Raw genomic sequence first — 17,213 nt, 5'->3', positions numbered from 1 at the left:
CACGCAAGGTCCCATACGCCAACCCAGCCTCCGTGCCGCTATTGCATTCAGGCGACGGCACAACAATTGCAGCACAGCTGGACAGAAACGCAGACACACAATGCAACAGTCGAATTCTTTCTCCATTTGTTTACCGCCAAGTCTCGCCGCTACAGACATTTCTTCGGCAATGCCGCTCTGCAGGGACGTTGCCCACCGAACCGTTACAGCAACCTTTGGTAATCAAAGAGGTCCACCATGAATTCGTTCCTGCAACGCTACAACGTCGGCCGCCGTCTCGGTGGCGCTTTCGGCCTGCTGATCCTGCTCTCCTGCCTGCTGGTGGCGGCAGGGCTGCTGTCCATGTCGCGTGCCCGCGAGGAGCTCGACAACATCGTCAAAGTCAACGTCGAGAAGGCCCGGATCGGCAACGGCATGCTCGATGCCAACACCAACATCCTGGTCGCGCTGGGCACCCTGTCCATGATCACCAGCGAGGAACTCAACCAGCAGGCGCTGGCCGAGATCAAGACGCAACGCCAGCGCTATGCGGACTTGCGCAAGCAACTGGAGGCATTCCCCGCCGACGAGGAAGGCAAGGCGCTTCGTGCCGGGATCGACGCCGCACGCGCCATCGCCCGCACCATGAACGACGAAGTGATCGCGCTTGCCACCTCCGGCCGCAATGCCGAAGCGCAAACCGCGCTGAGCGAGCGCTCGCGCCCCGCCACCCTCGCCTGGATCGCGAAGATCCGTGACAACGTGGACCTGCAGGACCAGCAATTGCAGACGGCCTATGCGCAGGCGACACAGGCAATGGCCCAAGGCCGCAACATGCTGATCGTCGGCGGCGTGATAGTGCTGATCGTCAGCAGCCTGCTGGCCTGGGCGATCACTCGCAGTCTGACCCAGCCGCTGAATCGTGCCACCCGTGCCGCCGAAGCCATCGCCGACGGGCGCCTGGACAACGATGTGCAGACCAAGGCACGCGACGAACCCGGCCGCCTGCTCAACGCGATGGACAAGATGCAGACGCAGCTGCAGCGCTTCTCCAGCGAGACCGCGCAGATGATCGAACTGCATGCGGACAAGGACATGAGCCACCGCATGCCGCTGGACTTCCCCGGCGTGTACGGCGACCTGAGCAAAGGCATCAACACCATGATGTTCGAGCACCTGGACGCCATCGTCGATGCGATCGCGGTGCTCAACGAATACGCCAACGGCGACCTGCGCCGCGATGCACGGCGCCTGCCCGGCAGCCGCGCGGTGCTGCACCAATCGATGGACGCGGCCAAGACCAGCCTGCTGGCGATCAACACCGAGATCAAGCGCCTGGCGGCCGCGGCCGCCGCCGGCGACTTCAGTGCGCGCGGCGATGCGCAGCACTTCCAGCACGATTTCCAGGCGATGGTGCAAGGCCTCAACGCGATGATGGAAGTCAGCGACCGCAACCTCGGCAAGCTCTCGGCGCTGCTTCAATCGATCGCCGCCGGCGACCTGACCGCGCGCATGCACGGCGAGTTCCATGGCGTGTTCGCCCGGATGCGCGACGACGCCAACGCCACCGCCGACCAGTTGACCGGCATCGTCGGCGGCATTCAGACCGCCGCGCTCAGCATCAATTCCGCGGCCAGCGAGATCGCCACCGGCAACGACGACCTGTCGCGGCGTACCGAGCAGCAGGCCGCCAGCCTGGAAGAAACCGCCGCCTCGATGGAAGAACTGACCTCCACGGTCAAGCAGAACGCCGAGCATGCACGCCAGGCCAACCAGCTCGCGGTCGGCGCCGCCTCGGTCGCCTCGCAGGGTGGCGATGTGGTCAGCCAGGTGGTGAGCACGATGAGCGGCATCGAAACCTCCTCGAGGAAGATCGCCGACATCATCTCGGTGATCGACGGCATCGCCTTCCAGACCAACATCCTGGCCTTGAACGCCGCGGTGGAAGCGGCGCGTGCCGGCGAACAGGGCCGCGGCTTTGCGGTGGTCGCCAGCGAGGTGCGTACCCTCGCCCAGCGCTCGGCCGGTGCGGCCAAGGAGATCAAGAGCCTGATCGACGACTCGGTCACCCGTGTCGCCGAAGGGTCGACGCTGGTGCGCCAGGCTGGCCAGACCATGACCGAGATCATGTCCTCTGTGCAGCGCGTCACCGACATCATGGGCGAGATCTCCGCCGCCTCGCAGGAGCAGTACGCCGGTATCGAACAGGTCAACCAGACCGTCACCCAGATGGACGAAGCCACCCAGCAGAACGCGGCGCTGGTGGAGGAAGCCACCGCCGCGGCGCGCGCGATGGAGGAGCAGGCCGGCCAGCTCACCGCAGCGGTGGCGGTGTTCAAGATCGAGGCCGCCAAGGCCGCACCGACAAAACGGGCAGCGGTGCGCAGCCTGTCGGCACAACCGGCGCAGTTGCGTCAGGCATAGACGCAATGACATAGGCCACACAGCGATGGCGGCGGCCAGGAATGCCGCCACCGCCTGACCCAGCGCAGAGCGACACCCCGTCGGCCGCGGAATTTCCGCGGCCGATTCTCGTTCTGGGACGCAGTGCCAATTGTGGCCGGCCGTGATACGTCGCACCTGTCTGCCGTGGCAAAGACCACAACCGCATCGCGTGGCGTGTCCTAAATCCAACAAATCAAAGGCATCGTACAGGAAAACAGCTAATAACGATTGACCAAGGCTATCTATTGCGGTCCAGCAATCGATTGAACTTGGGCATGAACCGGCCGTTACAGAGGACATGGATGCGGCGATCGGCATCCTCCCCCTGCCGTTCTTTCATCCTCAACTTCGGGATCCATCGATGAAGACCAAGAATCTGCCCATTTCGGCACAACTCGCCATCGGCTTCGGTGCCGTCGTGCTGGTGCTGCTCATCGTTGGCGCGATCAGCCTGCGCAGCCAGTTCCAGCTCAACGACGCCATGGCCATCAACGAGCACACCTTCAATGTGCTCGCGACCGGCGAACTGATGCAGGCCAATGCACTGAACGTGGAAACCGGAACCCGCGGCTACCTGCTGACGGGCGACAAGGCGCATCTGCAGCCGTTCGTGTTCGGCCAGGCCGGCTTCGAAAAGAGCTACGCCGAGGCCAAGCGCCTGACCGCGGACAATCCGCGGCAGCAGGCGCGCCTGGTGCAGCTGGACGCCAAGTACCAGGAGCTGCTGCAGGTCGAAAAGCAGATCATCGCGCTGCGCGCAGGCGCCAACGGCCAGAACCAGGTGTTGTCCGCGTTCGCCGAAGGCCGCGACCGCAAGGCCATGGGCACGATCCGCTCGCTGCTGAGCGCCTTCGCCGACGAGGAAAGCGGTTTGCTGGTCAAGCGCAGCGAGCAGTTGGCTGTGGTGCGTGCGCAAGGCAAGTGGTCGGTGCTGCTGGGCAGCCTGGTCGCGATCCTGGTCGCGGTGGGCATGGGCATCCTGATCCGGCGGCAGTTGCTCAAGCGCCTTGGTCTGGCGATCGGTGTCGCCGACGCCATCGCCTCGGGCAAGCTGGACAATGCCATCGACACCGAGTCGCGCGATGAAACCGGGCGCCTGCTGGTCAGCATGGGCATCATGCAGACCCAGTTGCGCGCGGTGCTGGCAGCGCAGGCGGAAATGGCGCAGCGCCACGACGCCGGCCAGATCAGCTACCGCATGGACGAAAGCGCCTTCCCCGGCGACTACGGGCGCATGGTCCGCGACAACAACGCGCTGGTCGCGGCGCACATCGCGGTGAAGCTGCGCCTGGCGCAAATCATGGGCCGTTATGCGATCGGCGACTTCAGCGAGGATATGGACCGCCTGCCCGGCGAAAAGGCCGTACTGACCGAAACCATGGACACGGTCAAGCAGAACCTGACCGCAATGAACCGCGAGATAGGCCAACTCTCCACGGCAGCGGCGGCCGGCGACTTCAGCGTCCGCGGCGACGCTGAGCGTTTCCAGTACGACTTTCGCGTCATGGTCGACAGCCTCAACCAGCTGATGGCCACCGCCGACGGCAACCTGGAGTCCCTGTCCACGATGCTGCAGGCCATCGCCGCCGGCGACCTGACCGAACGCATGCACGGCGACTTCAACGGCGTGTTCGCTAGGATGCGCGACGACGCCAACACCACCGCCGAACAGCTGGCCACCATCGTCGGCGGCATCCAGACCGCGGCGGTCAGCATCAACGCCGCGGCCAGCGAGATCGCTGCCGGCAACGACGACCTGTCGCGGCGTACCGAACAGCAGGCCGCCAGCCTGGAGGAGACCGCCGCCTCAATGGAAGAACTGACCTCCACCGTGAAGCAGAACGCCGAGCATGCACGCCAGGCCAACCAACTGGCGGTCGGCGCCGCCTCGGTGGCTTCGCAGGGCGGCGAGGTGGTCGGTCAGGTGGTGGCCACGATGAGCGGCATCGAGGCGTCCTCGAAGAAGATCGCCGACATCATCAGCGTCATCGACGGCATCGCCTTCCAGACCAACATCCTGGCGCTCAACGCCGCGGTGGAAGCGGCGCGTGCCGGCGAACAGGGCCGCGGTTTCGCCGTGGTCGCCAGCGAGGTGCGCACCCTCGCCCAGCGCTCGGCCGGTGCGGCCAAGGAAATCAAGGGCTTGATCGACACCTCCGTCAGCCAGGTGGCCAACGGCTCGGTGCTGGTGCGCCAGGCCGGCCAGACCATGACCGAGATCGTGGCCTCGGTGCAGCGCGTCACCGACATCATGGGCGAGATTTCCGCCGCCTCGCAGGAACAATACGCCGGTATCGAGCAGGTCAACCAGACCGTCAACCAGATGGACGAGACCACCCAGCAGAACGCCGCGCTGGTCGAAGAAGCCAGCGCCGCCGCACGTTCGATGGAAGAGCAGGCCGGCCAGCTCACCGGGGCCGTGGCGGTGTTCAAGATCGAGGCTACCGACACCGCCGTGGCGGCGACCAGGCCGGTGCCGCGCCCGCTGCCGGCAACGCGTGCGCCAGTGCGCCAGGCAGCGCGGCCGAAGGCGCTGGCCATGGCCGAAACGGCAACCGAGTGGAAGGAATTCTGAGTCCGGCGGCAGCGTCCGGCGCAGCATGAGGTTCCGATCGGCCGCAGCCTCGCTGCGGCCGATTCAATTTTTGAGATGCAATGCCGATAAGGAGTCAGACGCAGCATCTTCACGAAACCGTCACGCCCGGCACTCGATGCCCTCTTGCAACGCCGGCGAACGGATGGGAATGCGCGTCCCCTCCACTTCTGCCAGCCGACCAACGCCATGAGCCAGACTCTTCTCACCCGCTCCACCAGCGTCGCAACCCGCCTGATGCTCGGCGTGGCCGCCATTGCCGTCCTGTGCTTCGGAGTGACCGCTGCGATCAGCTACGTGCGCAGCAGCGATGCCTTGCTCGTCTCGGCCAAGGACGGCATGGCCAATGTCGCGCGCCTGGAGGCGCAGCGCATTGCCAGCGACATGGATGCCGCTTTCATCTCCCACCAGATCGTCGCCAGCAGCATGTTGGTGCAGCGTCACCAAAGCGGCCAGGTCCGCAAGACCTTCAGCGACATCCTGCTGCGCGGATTGCGCCAGCACCCGAACTGGACCGCGATGGGCACCATGTGGGAGCCGGAGACGTTCGACGGCAAGGACCAAGCCTATGTCAACGCAGAGGGCCACGACCGCAGCGGCCGCTACATGGTGTACTGGGCATGGCAGGGCGACAAACAGGTGCGCGAGCCGCTGCGCGACTACGACGTCCCCGGCATCGGCGACTGGTATCTCAAGGCGCGCCAGCAACACCGCCCCACCGTGGTCGAACCCTATCTCTATGAGATCGATGGCGCCAAGGTGCTGATGACCACGCTGACCACTCCGGTGCTCGAGAACGGCAAGTTCCTGGGCGTGGTGATCAGCGACTTCGGCCTGGACAAGCTGCAGCAACGCCTGTCCAAGTTGCGTCCGCTCGGCGAGGGCCAGGTGCGCCTGCTGTCGCCCGGCGGGGTGATCATCGCCGATCGCGACCCGGCGCTGGTCGGCAAGAAACTCGACGATCCGGCCACGCGCGCCTTGTTGGCCGGCATCGCCAAGGGCGAGACCGTGACCCGACAGGCCGCCGATCCGCAGACCGGCGCCAGCGACATCGAAGTGTATGTGCCGCTGCAGGTCGGCCAGACGCAGGAGCGCTTCGCGCTGGGCGTGGCGGTCCCGCGCGCGTTGCTGATGGCCCAGGCGCGTTCGCTGTTGTGGACCATCATCGCAGTCGGCCTGTGCGCGGCGCTGCTGCTCAGCGCCGGGCTTTACCTGCTGCTGCAACGCCTGGTGGTCAAGCCGCTGGCCGACGCCGCCGAAGTCTCTGCCGCGGTCGCCGACGGGCGCCTGGACAGCCGCATCCAGTACCGGCGCAATGACGAGCTGGGTCGCCTGTTCGGTTCGCTGCAGCGCATGCAGGAACAACTGCGCGCCGTGCTCGATGCGCAGAAGGAAATGGCGCAGCGCCACGACGCCGGCCAGATCAGCTACCGCATGGACGAAGGCGCCTTCCCCGGCGACTACGGGCGCATGGTCCACGACAGCAACGCGCTGGCCGCCTCGCACATCGCGGTGAAGCTGCGTCTGGCGCAGATCATGGGCCGCTATGCGATCGGCGACTTCAGCGACGATATGGACCGCCTGCCCGGCGAAAAGGCCGTGCTGACCGAGACCATGGACACGGTCAAGCAGAACCTGACCGCGATGAACCGCGAGATCAACCAACTCGCCTCCGCCGCAGCGGCCGGCGACTTCAGCGTGCGCGGCGACGCGCAGCGCTTCCAGTACGACTTCCGCGCCATGGTCGACAGCCTCAACCTGCTGATGGCCACCGCCGACGGTAACCTGCAATCCTTGTCCACGCTGCTGCAGGCGATCGCCGCTGGCGACCTGAGCCTGCGCATGCACGGCGAATTCCAGGGCGTGTTCGCCACGATGCGCGACGATGCCAACGCCACCTCCGAGCAGCTGGCCGCCATCGTCGGCCGCATCCAGACCGCCGCGATGAGCATCAACAGCGCGGCCAGCGAAATCGCCACCGGCAACGACGACCTGTCGCGCCGCACCGAGCAACAGGCCGCCAGCCTGGAAGAGACTGCCGCGTCGATGGAGGAACTCACCTCCACGGTCAAGCAGAACGCCGAGCATGCGCGCCAGGCCAACCAGCTCGCCGTCGGCGCCGCATCGGTCGCCTCGCAGGGCGGCGAGGTGGTCAGCCAGGTGGTCACCACGATGAGCGGCATCGAGACCTCCTCGAAGAAGATCGCCGACATCATCTCGGTGATCGACGGCATCGCTTTCCAGACCAACATCCTGGCCTTGAACGCCGCGGTGGAAGCGGCGCGTGCCGGCGAACAGGGCCGCGGTTTCGCCGTGGTCGCCAGCGAGGTGCGCACGCTGGCCCAACGCTCGGCCGGTGCGGCCAAGGAGATCAAGAGCCTGATCGACGACTCGGTGAGCCAGGTGGCCAACGGCTCGGCGCTGGTGCGTCAGGCCGGGCAGACCATGACCGAGATCGTGTCCTCGGTGCAGCGCGTCACCGACATCATGGGCGAGATCTCCGCTGCGTCGCAGGAGCAGTACGCCGGCATCGAGCAGGTCAACCAGACCGTCACCCAGATGGACGAAGCCACCCAGCAAAACGCCGCCCTGGTCGAGGAAGCCACCGCCGCGGCGCGCGCGATGGAACACCAGGCCGGCCAGCTCACCGAGGCCGTGGCCGTGTTCAAGCTCGACACCGCGGTTGCCTCCACCACGCTGGCCATCGTACCCAGGCCCGGCGCAGCGCGCGCCACGCCCGCTGCGAAGGCGAGAACCAGGAGCGCGCCGGCAAAGCGCGGCATGCCATCCATGCCTGCGTTGCCAGGCACGCCGAGCAGCGCCAACGAAGCGCAGTGGCACGAGTTCTGAGCCGCCGTGGTCCGGCGCGTTCCCGCACTGCGGCGGGGACGCACCGAGACGGTATGCGCCAGCGCAAGGCCCGCATGCCACCGCATGTCGCGGCGCGACAACCGCACCAGGCTGACCGCCGTTGCACTGTCCGTTCGATGACCGCCGCGCGCCATCGGCCGGACATGTTTAAAGATACTTCGCGCCTGGCCGCTAGCGTGTAAGACATTTGGCTGACGCGTCCTGGCTGACGCGACAGCCGGTCCAAACGGACCCTGCGGCCAGTCGGCGACACCACGGCCAGGCGCATGTGTTCACCGTCGACCGTTTACAGGGAATACCATGAAGCCTATCGCTCTTGCCAGCTGCCTGACCTTGTTCGGCATCGCCGGCCTCGCGCACGCCGAAGAAGCGCCGATCGCCACCGATCGCCCCGACTTCGTCGAATCCAGCCTCACCGTCGGCGACCGCCGCCTGCAGGTGGAAACCAGCGTCGCCTGGGAGCGCGACGACGGTGTCGATGGCTACGCCACGCCCACACTGTTGCGCTACGGCCTCGGCCCGACCTGGGAACTGCGCCTGGAAACCGACGGCTGGCAGCACAACGACGTGCCCGGCGGTGATGGCGACATCTCCGGCTTCGCCGATGTCTCGCTCGGGGTCAAGCATCACCTGACCGCGTCCGACGATGGCGGCGCCTCGCTGGCGTGGTTGCTGCACGTGGATCTGCCCAGCGGCGCGCACCGCCTGCGCGGCAACGGCGCGCGCCCGTCGTTCCGGCTGGTCGCCGAATGGGAACTCAGCGACAGCCTCTCTGCCGGGGTAATGCCGGGTGTGATCTGGGACGAGAACGAGGACGGCCACCGCTACGCGGCCGGCATCTTCGGCATGGTGCTCGGCAAGTCGTGGACCGAGCGCAGCCGTTCGTTCGTCGAACTGGCGCTGCCGCAGATCGCCAACAGCAACGACGGCGGCACCGTCGCCCTGCTCGACATCGGCTCGGCCTGGCTGCTGAGCAACGACGTGCAGCTGGATGTGGCCTATAGCCACGGCCTCAACGACCGTTCGCCGGATCACGCGCTGGGCGCGGGTTTGTCCTTCCGTTTTTGAACCGAACCAGGCGATACCGATGAAGATCATGCACATGCTCGCAATCCTGGTGCTGGTGGCGGTGGTCGCGCTGCTGGCGCTGGGCGGCGTCGGTTACAGCGCGCAGCACGGATTGCTCAACGCGGTCGCCGCGCAGGTCATTTCCTCCGACGCGCTGCGCAACCATATGCAAGCGGACATGATGCACGACGCCTTGCGCGGCGACGTGACCACCGCGCTGCTGTCGGCCTCGCGGCAGGACGCCGCCGGGGTCAAGGCCGCGCACGCCTCGTTGGTCGAGCATGCCGCGGAATTCCGTCAGGCCGTGGCCGACAACCGCAAACTGCCGCTGGATCCGGCATTGCGCCACGAACTGGATGCCGTCACGCCGGCGTTGCAGGACTACATCGCCGCCGCGAACCAGGTGTTGACCCTGGTCCAAACCAAGGCGGACAGCGACGCCGCCTATGCCGCCTTCACCGAGAAATTCGAACAGCTCGAAACGCGCATGGGCTCGATCAGCGAGCGCATCCTGGCGCTGAACCAGAGCAGCCGCAGCGCCGCCGAACAGTACAGCCGCCGCGTGACCTGTCAACAGGCCGCCGCAGTGGTGCTGGCGGTGCTGGGACTGGGACTGGCCGCCGGCTGGATCCTGCGTTCGGCGTCGCGCCTGCTCGGCGGCGAACCGCGGGTGGCGATGGCCGCCGCCCAGCACATCGCCGAAGGGCGCCTGGATCAGCCGATCCCGGTCGCCGCCAAGCACGCCAACAGCCTGATGGCGGCGCTGGCGCGCATGCAGCGCGAACTGCGCGAGCGGATCGAACGCGAGCGCAGCGTCGCCGCCGAGAACCTGCGCATCCGCACCGCGCTGGACAACGCCTCGACCGGCATGTACATCGCCGATCCCGACCTGACCATCGTCTACGCCAACGGCGCGCTGCAGCAACTGCTGCACACCTACGCCGACGACATCCATGCCTGTGCGCCGGCCTTCACGCGTTCCAGCCCGCTGCTCGGCCAGCCGGTGTCGCTGCTGGAAGTGGGCAACTCGCAGGACGCGGAGATCTACCAGCAGCTCGACCGCCAGGGCGTCGCGCAGCGCGAGGTGCGTTACCGTGATGCCCGCATCGCGCAGGAGATTTCCGCGATCCGCAACGAGCTCGGCGCGCACGTCGGTTTCGTCTGCGAATGGCGCGACCGCACCGCCGAGGCCAAGGTCGAAGTGGACGTAGCCGAGGTGGTGCGCAGCGCTGCCGCCGGCGATCTGTCCAAGCGTATCGACAGCGACGGCAAACAGGGCTTCTTCCTGCTGCTGGCACAGCAGCTCAACGGCTTGCTCGACGCCAACGCCGGCAGCATCGCCGAAGTGTCGCGCCTGCTCAGCGCATTGGCCGACGGCGACCTGAGCGCGCGCATGCACGGCGAATTCCAGGGCGTGTTCGCCACGATGCGCGACGACGCCAACGCCACCGCCGAGCGCCTGGCCAGCATCGTCGGCCGCATCCAGCAGGCCGCCGGGAATATCAACACCGCGGCCAGCGAGATCGCCACCGGCAACGACGACCTGTCGCGACGCACCGAGCAACAGGCCGCCAGCCTGGAAGAAACCGCCGCCTCGATGGAGGAATTGACTTCCACCGTGAAGCAGAACGCCGAGCACGCACGCCAGGCCAACCAGCTCGCCGTCGGCGCCGCATCGGTCGCCTCGCAGGGCGGCGACGTGGTGAGCCAGGTGGTGACTACCATGAGCGGCATCGAGACGTCCTCGAAGAAGATCGCCGACATCATCAGCGTCATCGACGGCATCGCCTTCCAGACCAACATCCTGGCCTTGAATGCCGCAGTGGAAGCCGCACGTGCCGGCGAGCAGGGCCGCGGTTTCGCCGTGGTCGCCAGCGAGGTGCGCACCCTGGCCCAGCGCTCGGCGGGCGCGGCCAAGGAGATCAAGCACCTGATCGACGACTCGGTCACCCGCGTCGCCAAAGGGTCGGCGCTGGTCGATCAGGCAGGCCGCACCATGCAGGAGATCGTGTCCTCGGTGCAGCGCGTGACCGATATCATGGGCGAGATCTCCGCCGCCTCGCAGGAGCAGTCGTCGGGGATCGAGCAGGTCAACCAGACCGTCACCCAGATGGACGAAGCCACCCAGCAGAACGCCGCCCTGGTCGAGGAAGCCACCGCCGCCGCACGCGCGATGGAGGAACAGGCCGGTCAGCTGAGCGAGGTCGTCGCGATATTCAGACTCGACGGCCACGTGCCGGGCACCGCGGTGCCGAGCCGGACAGCGACCGCCGTGAAGGCGCTACCGAAGCGGCCTCAGCCAGCGAGCGGCATGCGCACGCCAGCCGTTCGCGCGATTCCCGGCAATCGCGCTACCGTCCACCCCGCGATCGAGACGGATTGGCAAGCGTTCTGATGGAGTGCAAGCGGGGCGGTTCGCCCGGCTGCACTCCAGGCACCAGCGTCGCATGAACGCCGACGTGCCATCGCAAGCCTGCCGCGCGTAGGGAACGCACCCGCCCAAGGTCGGGAGTCGCCCTACACCCAAAGTTCCATACGCCTATCCAGCATCCGTGCCGCTATTGCATTCAGGCGACGGTACAACAGCTGCTACACAGCTGGACAGAAACGCAGCTCCACAACGAAACAGTCGAATTCTTTCTCCATTTGTTTACGGCCAAGTCTCGTCGCTAAAGACATTTCTTCGGCAATGCCGTTATGCAGGGCGTTGTCCAACGAACCGTACAGCAACATTTGGTAATCAAAGAGGTCAACCATGAATTCGTTCCTGCAACGCTACAACGTCGGGCGCCGCCTGGGCGGCGCCTTTGGCCTTCTGATCCTGCTCTCCTGCCTGCTGGTGGCGGCAGGGCTACTGTCCATGTCGCGTGCCCACAAGGAACTCGACAACATCGTCAAAGTCAACGTCGAGAAGGCCCGGATCGGCAATAGCATGCTCAATGCAAACAGCAACATCCTGATCGCACTGGGCACCCTGGCCATGATCACCAGCGAGGAACTCAACCAGCAGGCGCTGGCTGAGATCAAGACACAGCGCCAGCGTTATGCGGACTTGCGCAAGCAACTGGAGACATTCACCGCCAGCGAGAAAGGCAGAGCACTTCGCAACGAGATCGACGCCGCGCGCGCCACCGCGCGCACCATGAACGACGAAGTCATCGCACTCGCCACCTCCGGCCGCAATGCCGAAGCGCAAACTGCGCTGAGCGAGCGCTCGCGCCCGGCCACCCTCGCCTGGAACGCGAAGATCAACGAGAACGTGGAATTGCAGGACGAACAGATGCAGGCGGCCTATGCCCAGGCGACGCAGGCGATGGCCAGCGGCCGCAACATGCTGATCGTCGGCGGCATGGCGGTGCTGATCGTCAGCAGCCTGCTGGCCTGGGCGATCACCCGCAGCCTGACCCAGCCGCTGAACCGGGCCACCCGCGCCGCCGAGGCGATCGCCGACGGCCGCCTGGACAACGACGTGCGCACCGAGGCGCGCGACGAACCCGGCCGCCTGCTCAACGCGATGGACAAGATGCAGACGCAGTTGCAGCGCTTCTCCAGCGAAACCGCGCAGATGATCGAACTGCACGCCGACAAGGACATGACCCATCGCATGCCGCTGGATTTCCCCGGCGTGTACGGCGACCTGAGCAAGGGCATCAACACCATGATGTTCGAGCACCTGGACGCCATCGTCGATGCGATCGCGGTACTCAACGAATACGCCAACGGCGACCTACGCCGCGATGCACGGCGCCTGCCCGGCAGCCGCGCGGTACTGCACCAATCGATGGACGCGGCCAAGGCCAGCCTGCTGACGATCAACACCGAGATCAAGCGCCTGGCGGCCGCGGCCGCCGCCGGCGATTTCAGTGCGCGCGGCGATGCGCAGCACTTCCAGCACGATTTCCAGGCGATGGTGCAAGGCCTCAACGCGATGATGGAAGTCAGCGACCGCAACCTCGGCAAGCTCTCCGCATTGCTGCAGTCGATCGCCGCAGGTGACCTGACCGCACGCATGCACGGCGAGTTCCATGGCGTGTTCGCGCAGATGCGCGACGACGCCAACGCCACCGCCGACCAGTTGACCGGCATCGTCGGCGGCATCCAGACCGCTGCGGTCAGCATCAATGCCGCCGCCAGCGAAATCGCCACCGGCAACGACGACCTGTCGCGGCGTACCGAGCAGCAGGCCGCCAGCCTGGAAGAAACCGCCGCCTCGATGGAGGAACTCACCTCCACCGTCAAACAGAACGCCGAGCATGCGCGCCAGGCCAACCAGCTCGCCGTCGGCGCCGCATCGGTCGCCTCGCAGGGCGGCGACGTGGTGAGCCAGGTGGTGACTACGATGAGCGGCATAGAGACGTCCTCGAAGAAGATCGCCGACATCATCTCGGTGATCGACGGCATCGCCTTCCAGACCAATATCCTGGCCTTGAACGCCGCGGTGGAAGCCGCACGTGCCGGCGAACAGGGCCGCGGTTTCGCCGTGGTCGCCAGCGAGGTGCGCACCCTGGCCCAGCGCTCGGCCGGTGCGGCCAAGGAGATCAAGAGCCTGATCGACGACTCGGTCACCCGCGTCGCCGAAGGGTCGTCGCTGGTGCGCCAGGCCGGCCAGACCATGACCGAGATCGTCTCCTCGGTGCAGCGCGTCACCGACATCATGGGCGAGATCTCCGCTGCCTCGCAGGAGCAGTACGCCGGCATCGAGCAGGTCAACCAGACCGTCACCCAGATGGACGAAGCCACCCAGCAGAACGCGGCACTGGTTGAGGAAGCCACCGCCGCGGCACGTTCGATGGAAGACCAGGCCGGTCAACTCACCGCAGCGGTGTCCGTGTTCAAGATCGACGACATCTCCGCGCCAGCGCGTCCCCGCCCAGCGCCAGCCGCAGCGGACGTGGCTGCCGTGGTCAAGGCGCAGGTGGCCGCCGCGACCCGCGCGGTGCGCAATGCGCCCAAACGCGCCGCAGGCGGTGGCGGCAACGCCAGTTGGCAGGAGTTCTGAACTCCTGCCGCCGTCATGCCGCTAAGGCATGCCGGCAGCAGGCAGGCATTCTATTGCACCGGCATTGCATGATCGGCAAGCCCGGACCGCAGGTTCGGGCTTGCCCATGTCGGCCACATGAACATCCGCCATGCGCGGCCGTAGCCCCGAACAGATCGGCACCTCGTCACAGCGATCGATGCGCGACCAGACATGTCCCACCGGATCGCCGATGGCATCGCGCAGCGGCAGCGGCGCAAGGCATGGGAATCATGCTCATGCGGGGTGCAAAAAGACACTGGTCGAGCCCTCAAGCTTTTGGGATGAGCAGCCTGGGCCGAACTTTTTTCCGACGACGCCCTAAAGTCCGTCCAGACAAGGCCGCTAACAGTCTCAATATCAACATTTGTCTAAAAAACACCACTCAACTTTCACGCCCCATGTGATGATGCCAGCCCGCTCACCGCATCGACGCTCCATGTCTTGCGCCTGGGCAAAAGCACCACCGGCGGCTCCTGTCTGTCGCTGCGTCACGTCCGCTGAGCTCCGGCGCCCGGCAGACCGCTTTCTCCTGCCGGACCCGTACTCTCACAGTTCGCTCGTTCATCAACATGATCCGGTAGAGAAAAATGAAATCCAAGAATTTGACTATTTCCACGCAGCTCGCCATCGGCTTTGGCGCCGTGGTGCTGGTCATGCTCGTCGTCGGCGGCATCAGCCTGAGCAGCCAGTCCAAATTGAACAGTGCGGTGGAGATCAACGAACACACCTTCAAGGTGTTGGCGACCGGCCAAGAGATGCAGAAGAATGCACTGAATATCGAGACCGGCACGCGCGGCTACCTGCTGTCCGGCGACAAGAAGCATCTGGAGCCCTTCGAGAAAAGTCAGGCCACATTCGAAAAGGGCTACGCCGACGCCAAGCAGCTGACCGTGGACAATCCCAAGCAACAGGCACGCCTGGTCGCGTTGGACAAGGCCTACCAGCAACTGCTGGCCGCGGAAAAGTACGCGATCGGCGTGCGCGGTGCGGCCAATGGTGTCGAACAGTCCGTGGCCGTGTTCCACGAGGGACGCGACCGCGTCGCGATGGGCAAGATCCGGCAGCTGCTCAGCGATTTCAGCAGTGAGGAGACCAGCCTGCTGGCTACACGCAATGCGGAGCTGGAGACGGTGCGCGTCCGCGGCAAATGGTCGGTGCTGATAGGCAGCCTGATTGCGGTCCTGGTCGCGATCGGCATGGGCCTGGTGATCCGCCGCCAGCTGGTCAAGCGCATGGGCCAGGCCATCTCGGTCGCCGATGCCATCGCCTCGGGCAATCTGGACAATGCCATCGACACCCAGTCGCGCGACGAAACCGGGCGCCTGTTGATCAGCATGCACAAGATGCAGAGCCAGCTGCAGTCGGTCCTGGCCGCGCAGAACGAAATGGCCCAGCGCCATGATGCCGGCCAGATCAGCTACCGCATGGATGCCAAGGCATTCCCCGGGCAATACGGGCGCATGGTCCACGACAGCAACGAGCTGGCAGGTTCGCACATCGCAGTGAAGCTGCGCCTGGCGCAGATCATGGGCCGCTATGCGATCGGCGACTTCAGCGAGGACATGGACCGCCTGCCGGGCGAAAAGGCCGTGCTGACCGAAACCATGGACACGGTCAAGCAGAACCTGACCGCGATGAACCGCGAGATCGGCCAACTCGCCACGGCCGCGGCCGCCGGCGACTTCAGCGTGCGCGGCGACGCGCAGCGCTTCCAGTACGACTTCCGCGCCATGGTCGACAGCCTCAATCAGCTGATGGCCACCGCCGACGGCAACCTGGAGTCCTTGTCCACGCTGCTGCAGGCCATTGCCGCCGGCGACCTGACCGCACGCATGCACGGCGAGTTCCAGGGCGTGTTCGCCACCATGCGCGACGATGCCAACGCCACCTCCGAACAACTGGCGGCCATCGTCGGCCGCATCCAGACCGCTGCGATGAGCATCAACAGCGCCGCCAGCGAGATCGCCACCGGCAACGACGACCTGTCGCGGCGCACCGAGCAGCAGGCCGCCAGCCTGGAAGAAACCGCCGCCTCGATGGAAGAACTGACCTCCACGGTCAAGCAGAATGCCGAGCATGCGCGCCAGGCCAACCAGCTCGCCGTCGGCGCCGCATCGGTCGCCTCGCAGGGTGGCGACGTGGTCGGCCAGGTGGTGAGCACAATGAGCGGCATCGAAACCTCGTCCAAGAAGATCGCCGACATCATCAGCGTCATCGACGGCATCGCGTTCCAGACCAACATCCTGGCGCTCAACGCCGCGGTGGAAGCGGCGCGTGCCGGCGAACAGGGCCGCGGCTTCGCCGTGGTCGCCAGCGAGGTGCGCACGCTGGCCCAGCGCTCGGCTGGCGCGGCCAAGGAAATCAAGAGCCTGATCGACGACTCGGTGAGCCAGGTATCCAACGGCTCGGCGCTGGTGCGCCAGGCCGGCCAGACCATGACCGAGATCGTGTCCTCGGTGCAGCGCGTCACCGACATCATGGGCGAGATCTCCGCTGCCTCGCAGGAGCAGTACGCCGGCATCGAGCAGGTCAACCAGACCGTCACCCAGATGGACGAAGCCACCCAGCAAAACGCCGCCCTGGTCGAGGAAGCCACCGCCGCGGCACGCTCGATGGAAGATCAGGCACGCCAACTCACCGAAACCGTGGCGGTGTTCAAGATCGACGACGCCCCCACGGGCGCGATCGCGGGCCGGCGCCCGGCGCCCGGCGCACCGGCCGTGGCCGCGGTGGTCAAGGCGCAGGCGGTGGCGACGACCCGCGCCGTGCGCAGCGCTCCGCCCAAGCGTGTGGCCAACGCAGGCAGCGACACCAGCTGGCACGAGTTCTGAGTTGGTACCGCGATCGCCGAGCCGATCCGGCTTGGCGATCGCGGCTGAGGATGGCCGCAGCGTGCTCAGCGCATCCTCCAAGCGTATCGAACACGCGAATGCCGGCAGCCACGCTGCCGGCCGTTCGGGTTGCAGCGTCTGCTGCATCGAGCAAAGCCTTGGTCGTTCGCGATGAACCAAGCACGCCTTGGTGCCGCCATCACGCCCAATCGACAAAGTTGATCGCCAGCTGACGCGCGCGCTGGCATCGCTTCAACAATCCTGCCGACATGCCGTTACAGCCTTCACTTACAAACGTATGCGCAGGCTGCCATCGCCATGGGACATCTCCGACCGCGCTGGGCACCTCCTGTCATGCTGCCATTGGTGGCCGTTCCGCAGCGGCAGGCAGCTGATGCCCGACGAC

At 66.1% G+C, this 17,213-nt stretch carries 8 protein-coding genes; 7 read left to right on the top strand and 1 reads right to left on the bottom strand.

Annotated elements, in window-relative coordinates; all coding sequences use genetic code 11:
* Window positions 1-237: 237 nt before the first annotated feature.
* The 5 genes from ISN38_RS19240 to ISN38_RS19220 all read left to right on the top strand — a co-directional run bounded on the left by ISN38_RS19240 (window position 238) and on the right by ISN38_RS19220 (window position 11,351).
* Window positions 238-2,403: a methyl-accepting chemotaxis protein gene (locus ISN38_RS19240; protein ID WP_003467747.1), complete on the top strand. Its 2,166-nt coding sequence runs from the start codon at window positions 238-240 to the stop codon at window positions 2,401-2,403.
* 382 nt (window positions 2,404-2,785) lie between these two features.
* Window positions 2,786-4,999 (top strand): methyl-accepting chemotaxis protein, encoded by a 2,214-nt coding sequence (locus ISN38_RS20645; RefSeq protein WP_058363929.1) that lies wholly within the window; start codon window positions 2,786-2,788, stop codon window positions 4,997-4,999.
* 207 nt (window positions 5,000-5,206) lie between these two features.
* Window positions 5,207-7,867, top strand: coding sequence for a methyl-accepting chemotaxis protein (locus ISN38_RS19230; protein WP_047324966.1), 2,661 nt, complete (start codon window positions 5,207-5,209; stop codon window positions 7,865-7,867).
* Window positions 7,868-8,188: 321 nt separating this feature from the next.
* Window positions 8,189-8,956 carry a transporter gene (locus ISN38_RS19225; RefSeq protein ID WP_003467766.1) on the top strand — a complete coding sequence of 256 codons (768 nt, stop codon included), beginning with the start codon at window positions 8,189-8,191 and terminating at the stop codon, window positions 8,954-8,956.
* 19 nt (window positions 8,957-8,975) lie between these two features.
* Window positions 8,976-11,351 (top strand): methyl-accepting chemotaxis protein, encoded by a 2,376-nt coding sequence (locus ISN38_RS19220; RefSeq protein ID WP_206711982.1) that lies wholly within the window; start codon window positions 8,976-8,978, stop codon window positions 11,349-11,351.
* 194 nt (window positions 11,352-11,545) lie between these two features.
* Here ISN38_RS19220 and ISN38_RS19215 read toward each other — a convergent pair whose 3' ends face one another.
* Window positions 11,546-11,713, bottom strand: coding sequence for a hypothetical protein (locus ISN38_RS19215; protein ID WP_153476767.1), 168 nt, complete (start codon window positions 11,711-11,713; stop codon window positions 11,546-11,548).
* On the opposite strand from ISN38_RS19215, the gene ISN38_RS19210 reads away from it, so the two are divergent.
* Both ISN38_RS19210 and ISN38_RS19205 read left to right on the top strand, forming a co-directional pair.
* Window positions 11,712-13,955, top strand: coding sequence for a methyl-accepting chemotaxis protein (locus ISN38_RS19210; protein WP_047324969.1), 2,244 nt, complete (start codon window positions 11,712-11,714; stop codon window positions 13,953-13,955). The two genes, ISN38_RS19215 and ISN38_RS19210, sit on opposite strands and share 2 nt — an antisense overlap.
* Window positions 13,956-14,563: 608 nt before the next feature.
* Window positions 14,564-16,807, top strand: coding sequence for a methyl-accepting chemotaxis protein (locus tag ISN38_RS19205; protein ID WP_206711981.1), 2,244 nt, complete (start codon window positions 14,564-14,566; stop codon window positions 16,805-16,807).
* Window positions 16,808-17,213 lie beyond the last annotated feature (406 nt).

Origin of the sequence: Xanthomonas translucens pv. undulosa (assembly GCF_017301775.1) — a bacterium.
Taxonomy (GTDB): domain Bacteria; phylum Pseudomonadota; class Gammaproteobacteria; order Xanthomonadales; family Xanthomonadaceae; genus Xanthomonas_A; species Xanthomonas_A translucens.
The sequence above is the reverse complement of the archived record's forward strand: the minus strand, read 5'-3'. Positions and strand labels throughout refer to the sequence as shown.

Excerpts from the sequence above, each read along its gene's own strand:
- ISN38_RS20645 (WP_058363929.1), top strand. The coding sequence starts at position 2,786 with ATGAAGACCAAGAATCTGCCCATTTCGGCACAACTCGCCATCGGCTTC.
- ISN38_RS19210 (WP_047324969.1), top strand. The coding sequence starts at position 11,712 with ATGAATTCGTTCCTGCAACGCTACAACGTCGGGCGCCGCCTGGGCGGC.
- ISN38_RS19220 (WP_206711982.1), top strand. The coding sequence starts at position 8,976 with ATGAAGATCATGCACATGCTCGCAATCCTGGTGCTGGTGGCGGTGGTC.
- ISN38_RS19215 (WP_153476767.1), bottom strand. The coding sequence starts at position 11,713 with ATGGTTGACCTCTTTGATTACCAAATGTTGCTGTACGGTTCGTTGGAC.
- ISN38_RS19230 (WP_047324966.1), top strand. The coding sequence starts at position 5,207 with ATGAGCCAGACTCTTCTCACCCGCTCCACCAGCGTCGCAACCCGCCTG.
- ISN38_RS19205 (WP_206711981.1), top strand. The coding sequence starts at position 14,564 with ATGAAATCCAAGAATTTGACTATTTCCACGCAGCTCGCCATCGGCTTT.
- ISN38_RS19225 (WP_003467766.1), top strand. The coding sequence starts at position 8,189 with ATGAAGCCTATCGCTCTTGCCAGCTGCCTGACCTTGTTCGGCATCGCC.
- ISN38_RS19240 (WP_003467747.1), top strand. The coding sequence starts at position 238 with ATGAATTCGTTCCTGCAACGCTACAACGTCGGCCGCCGTCTCGGTGGC.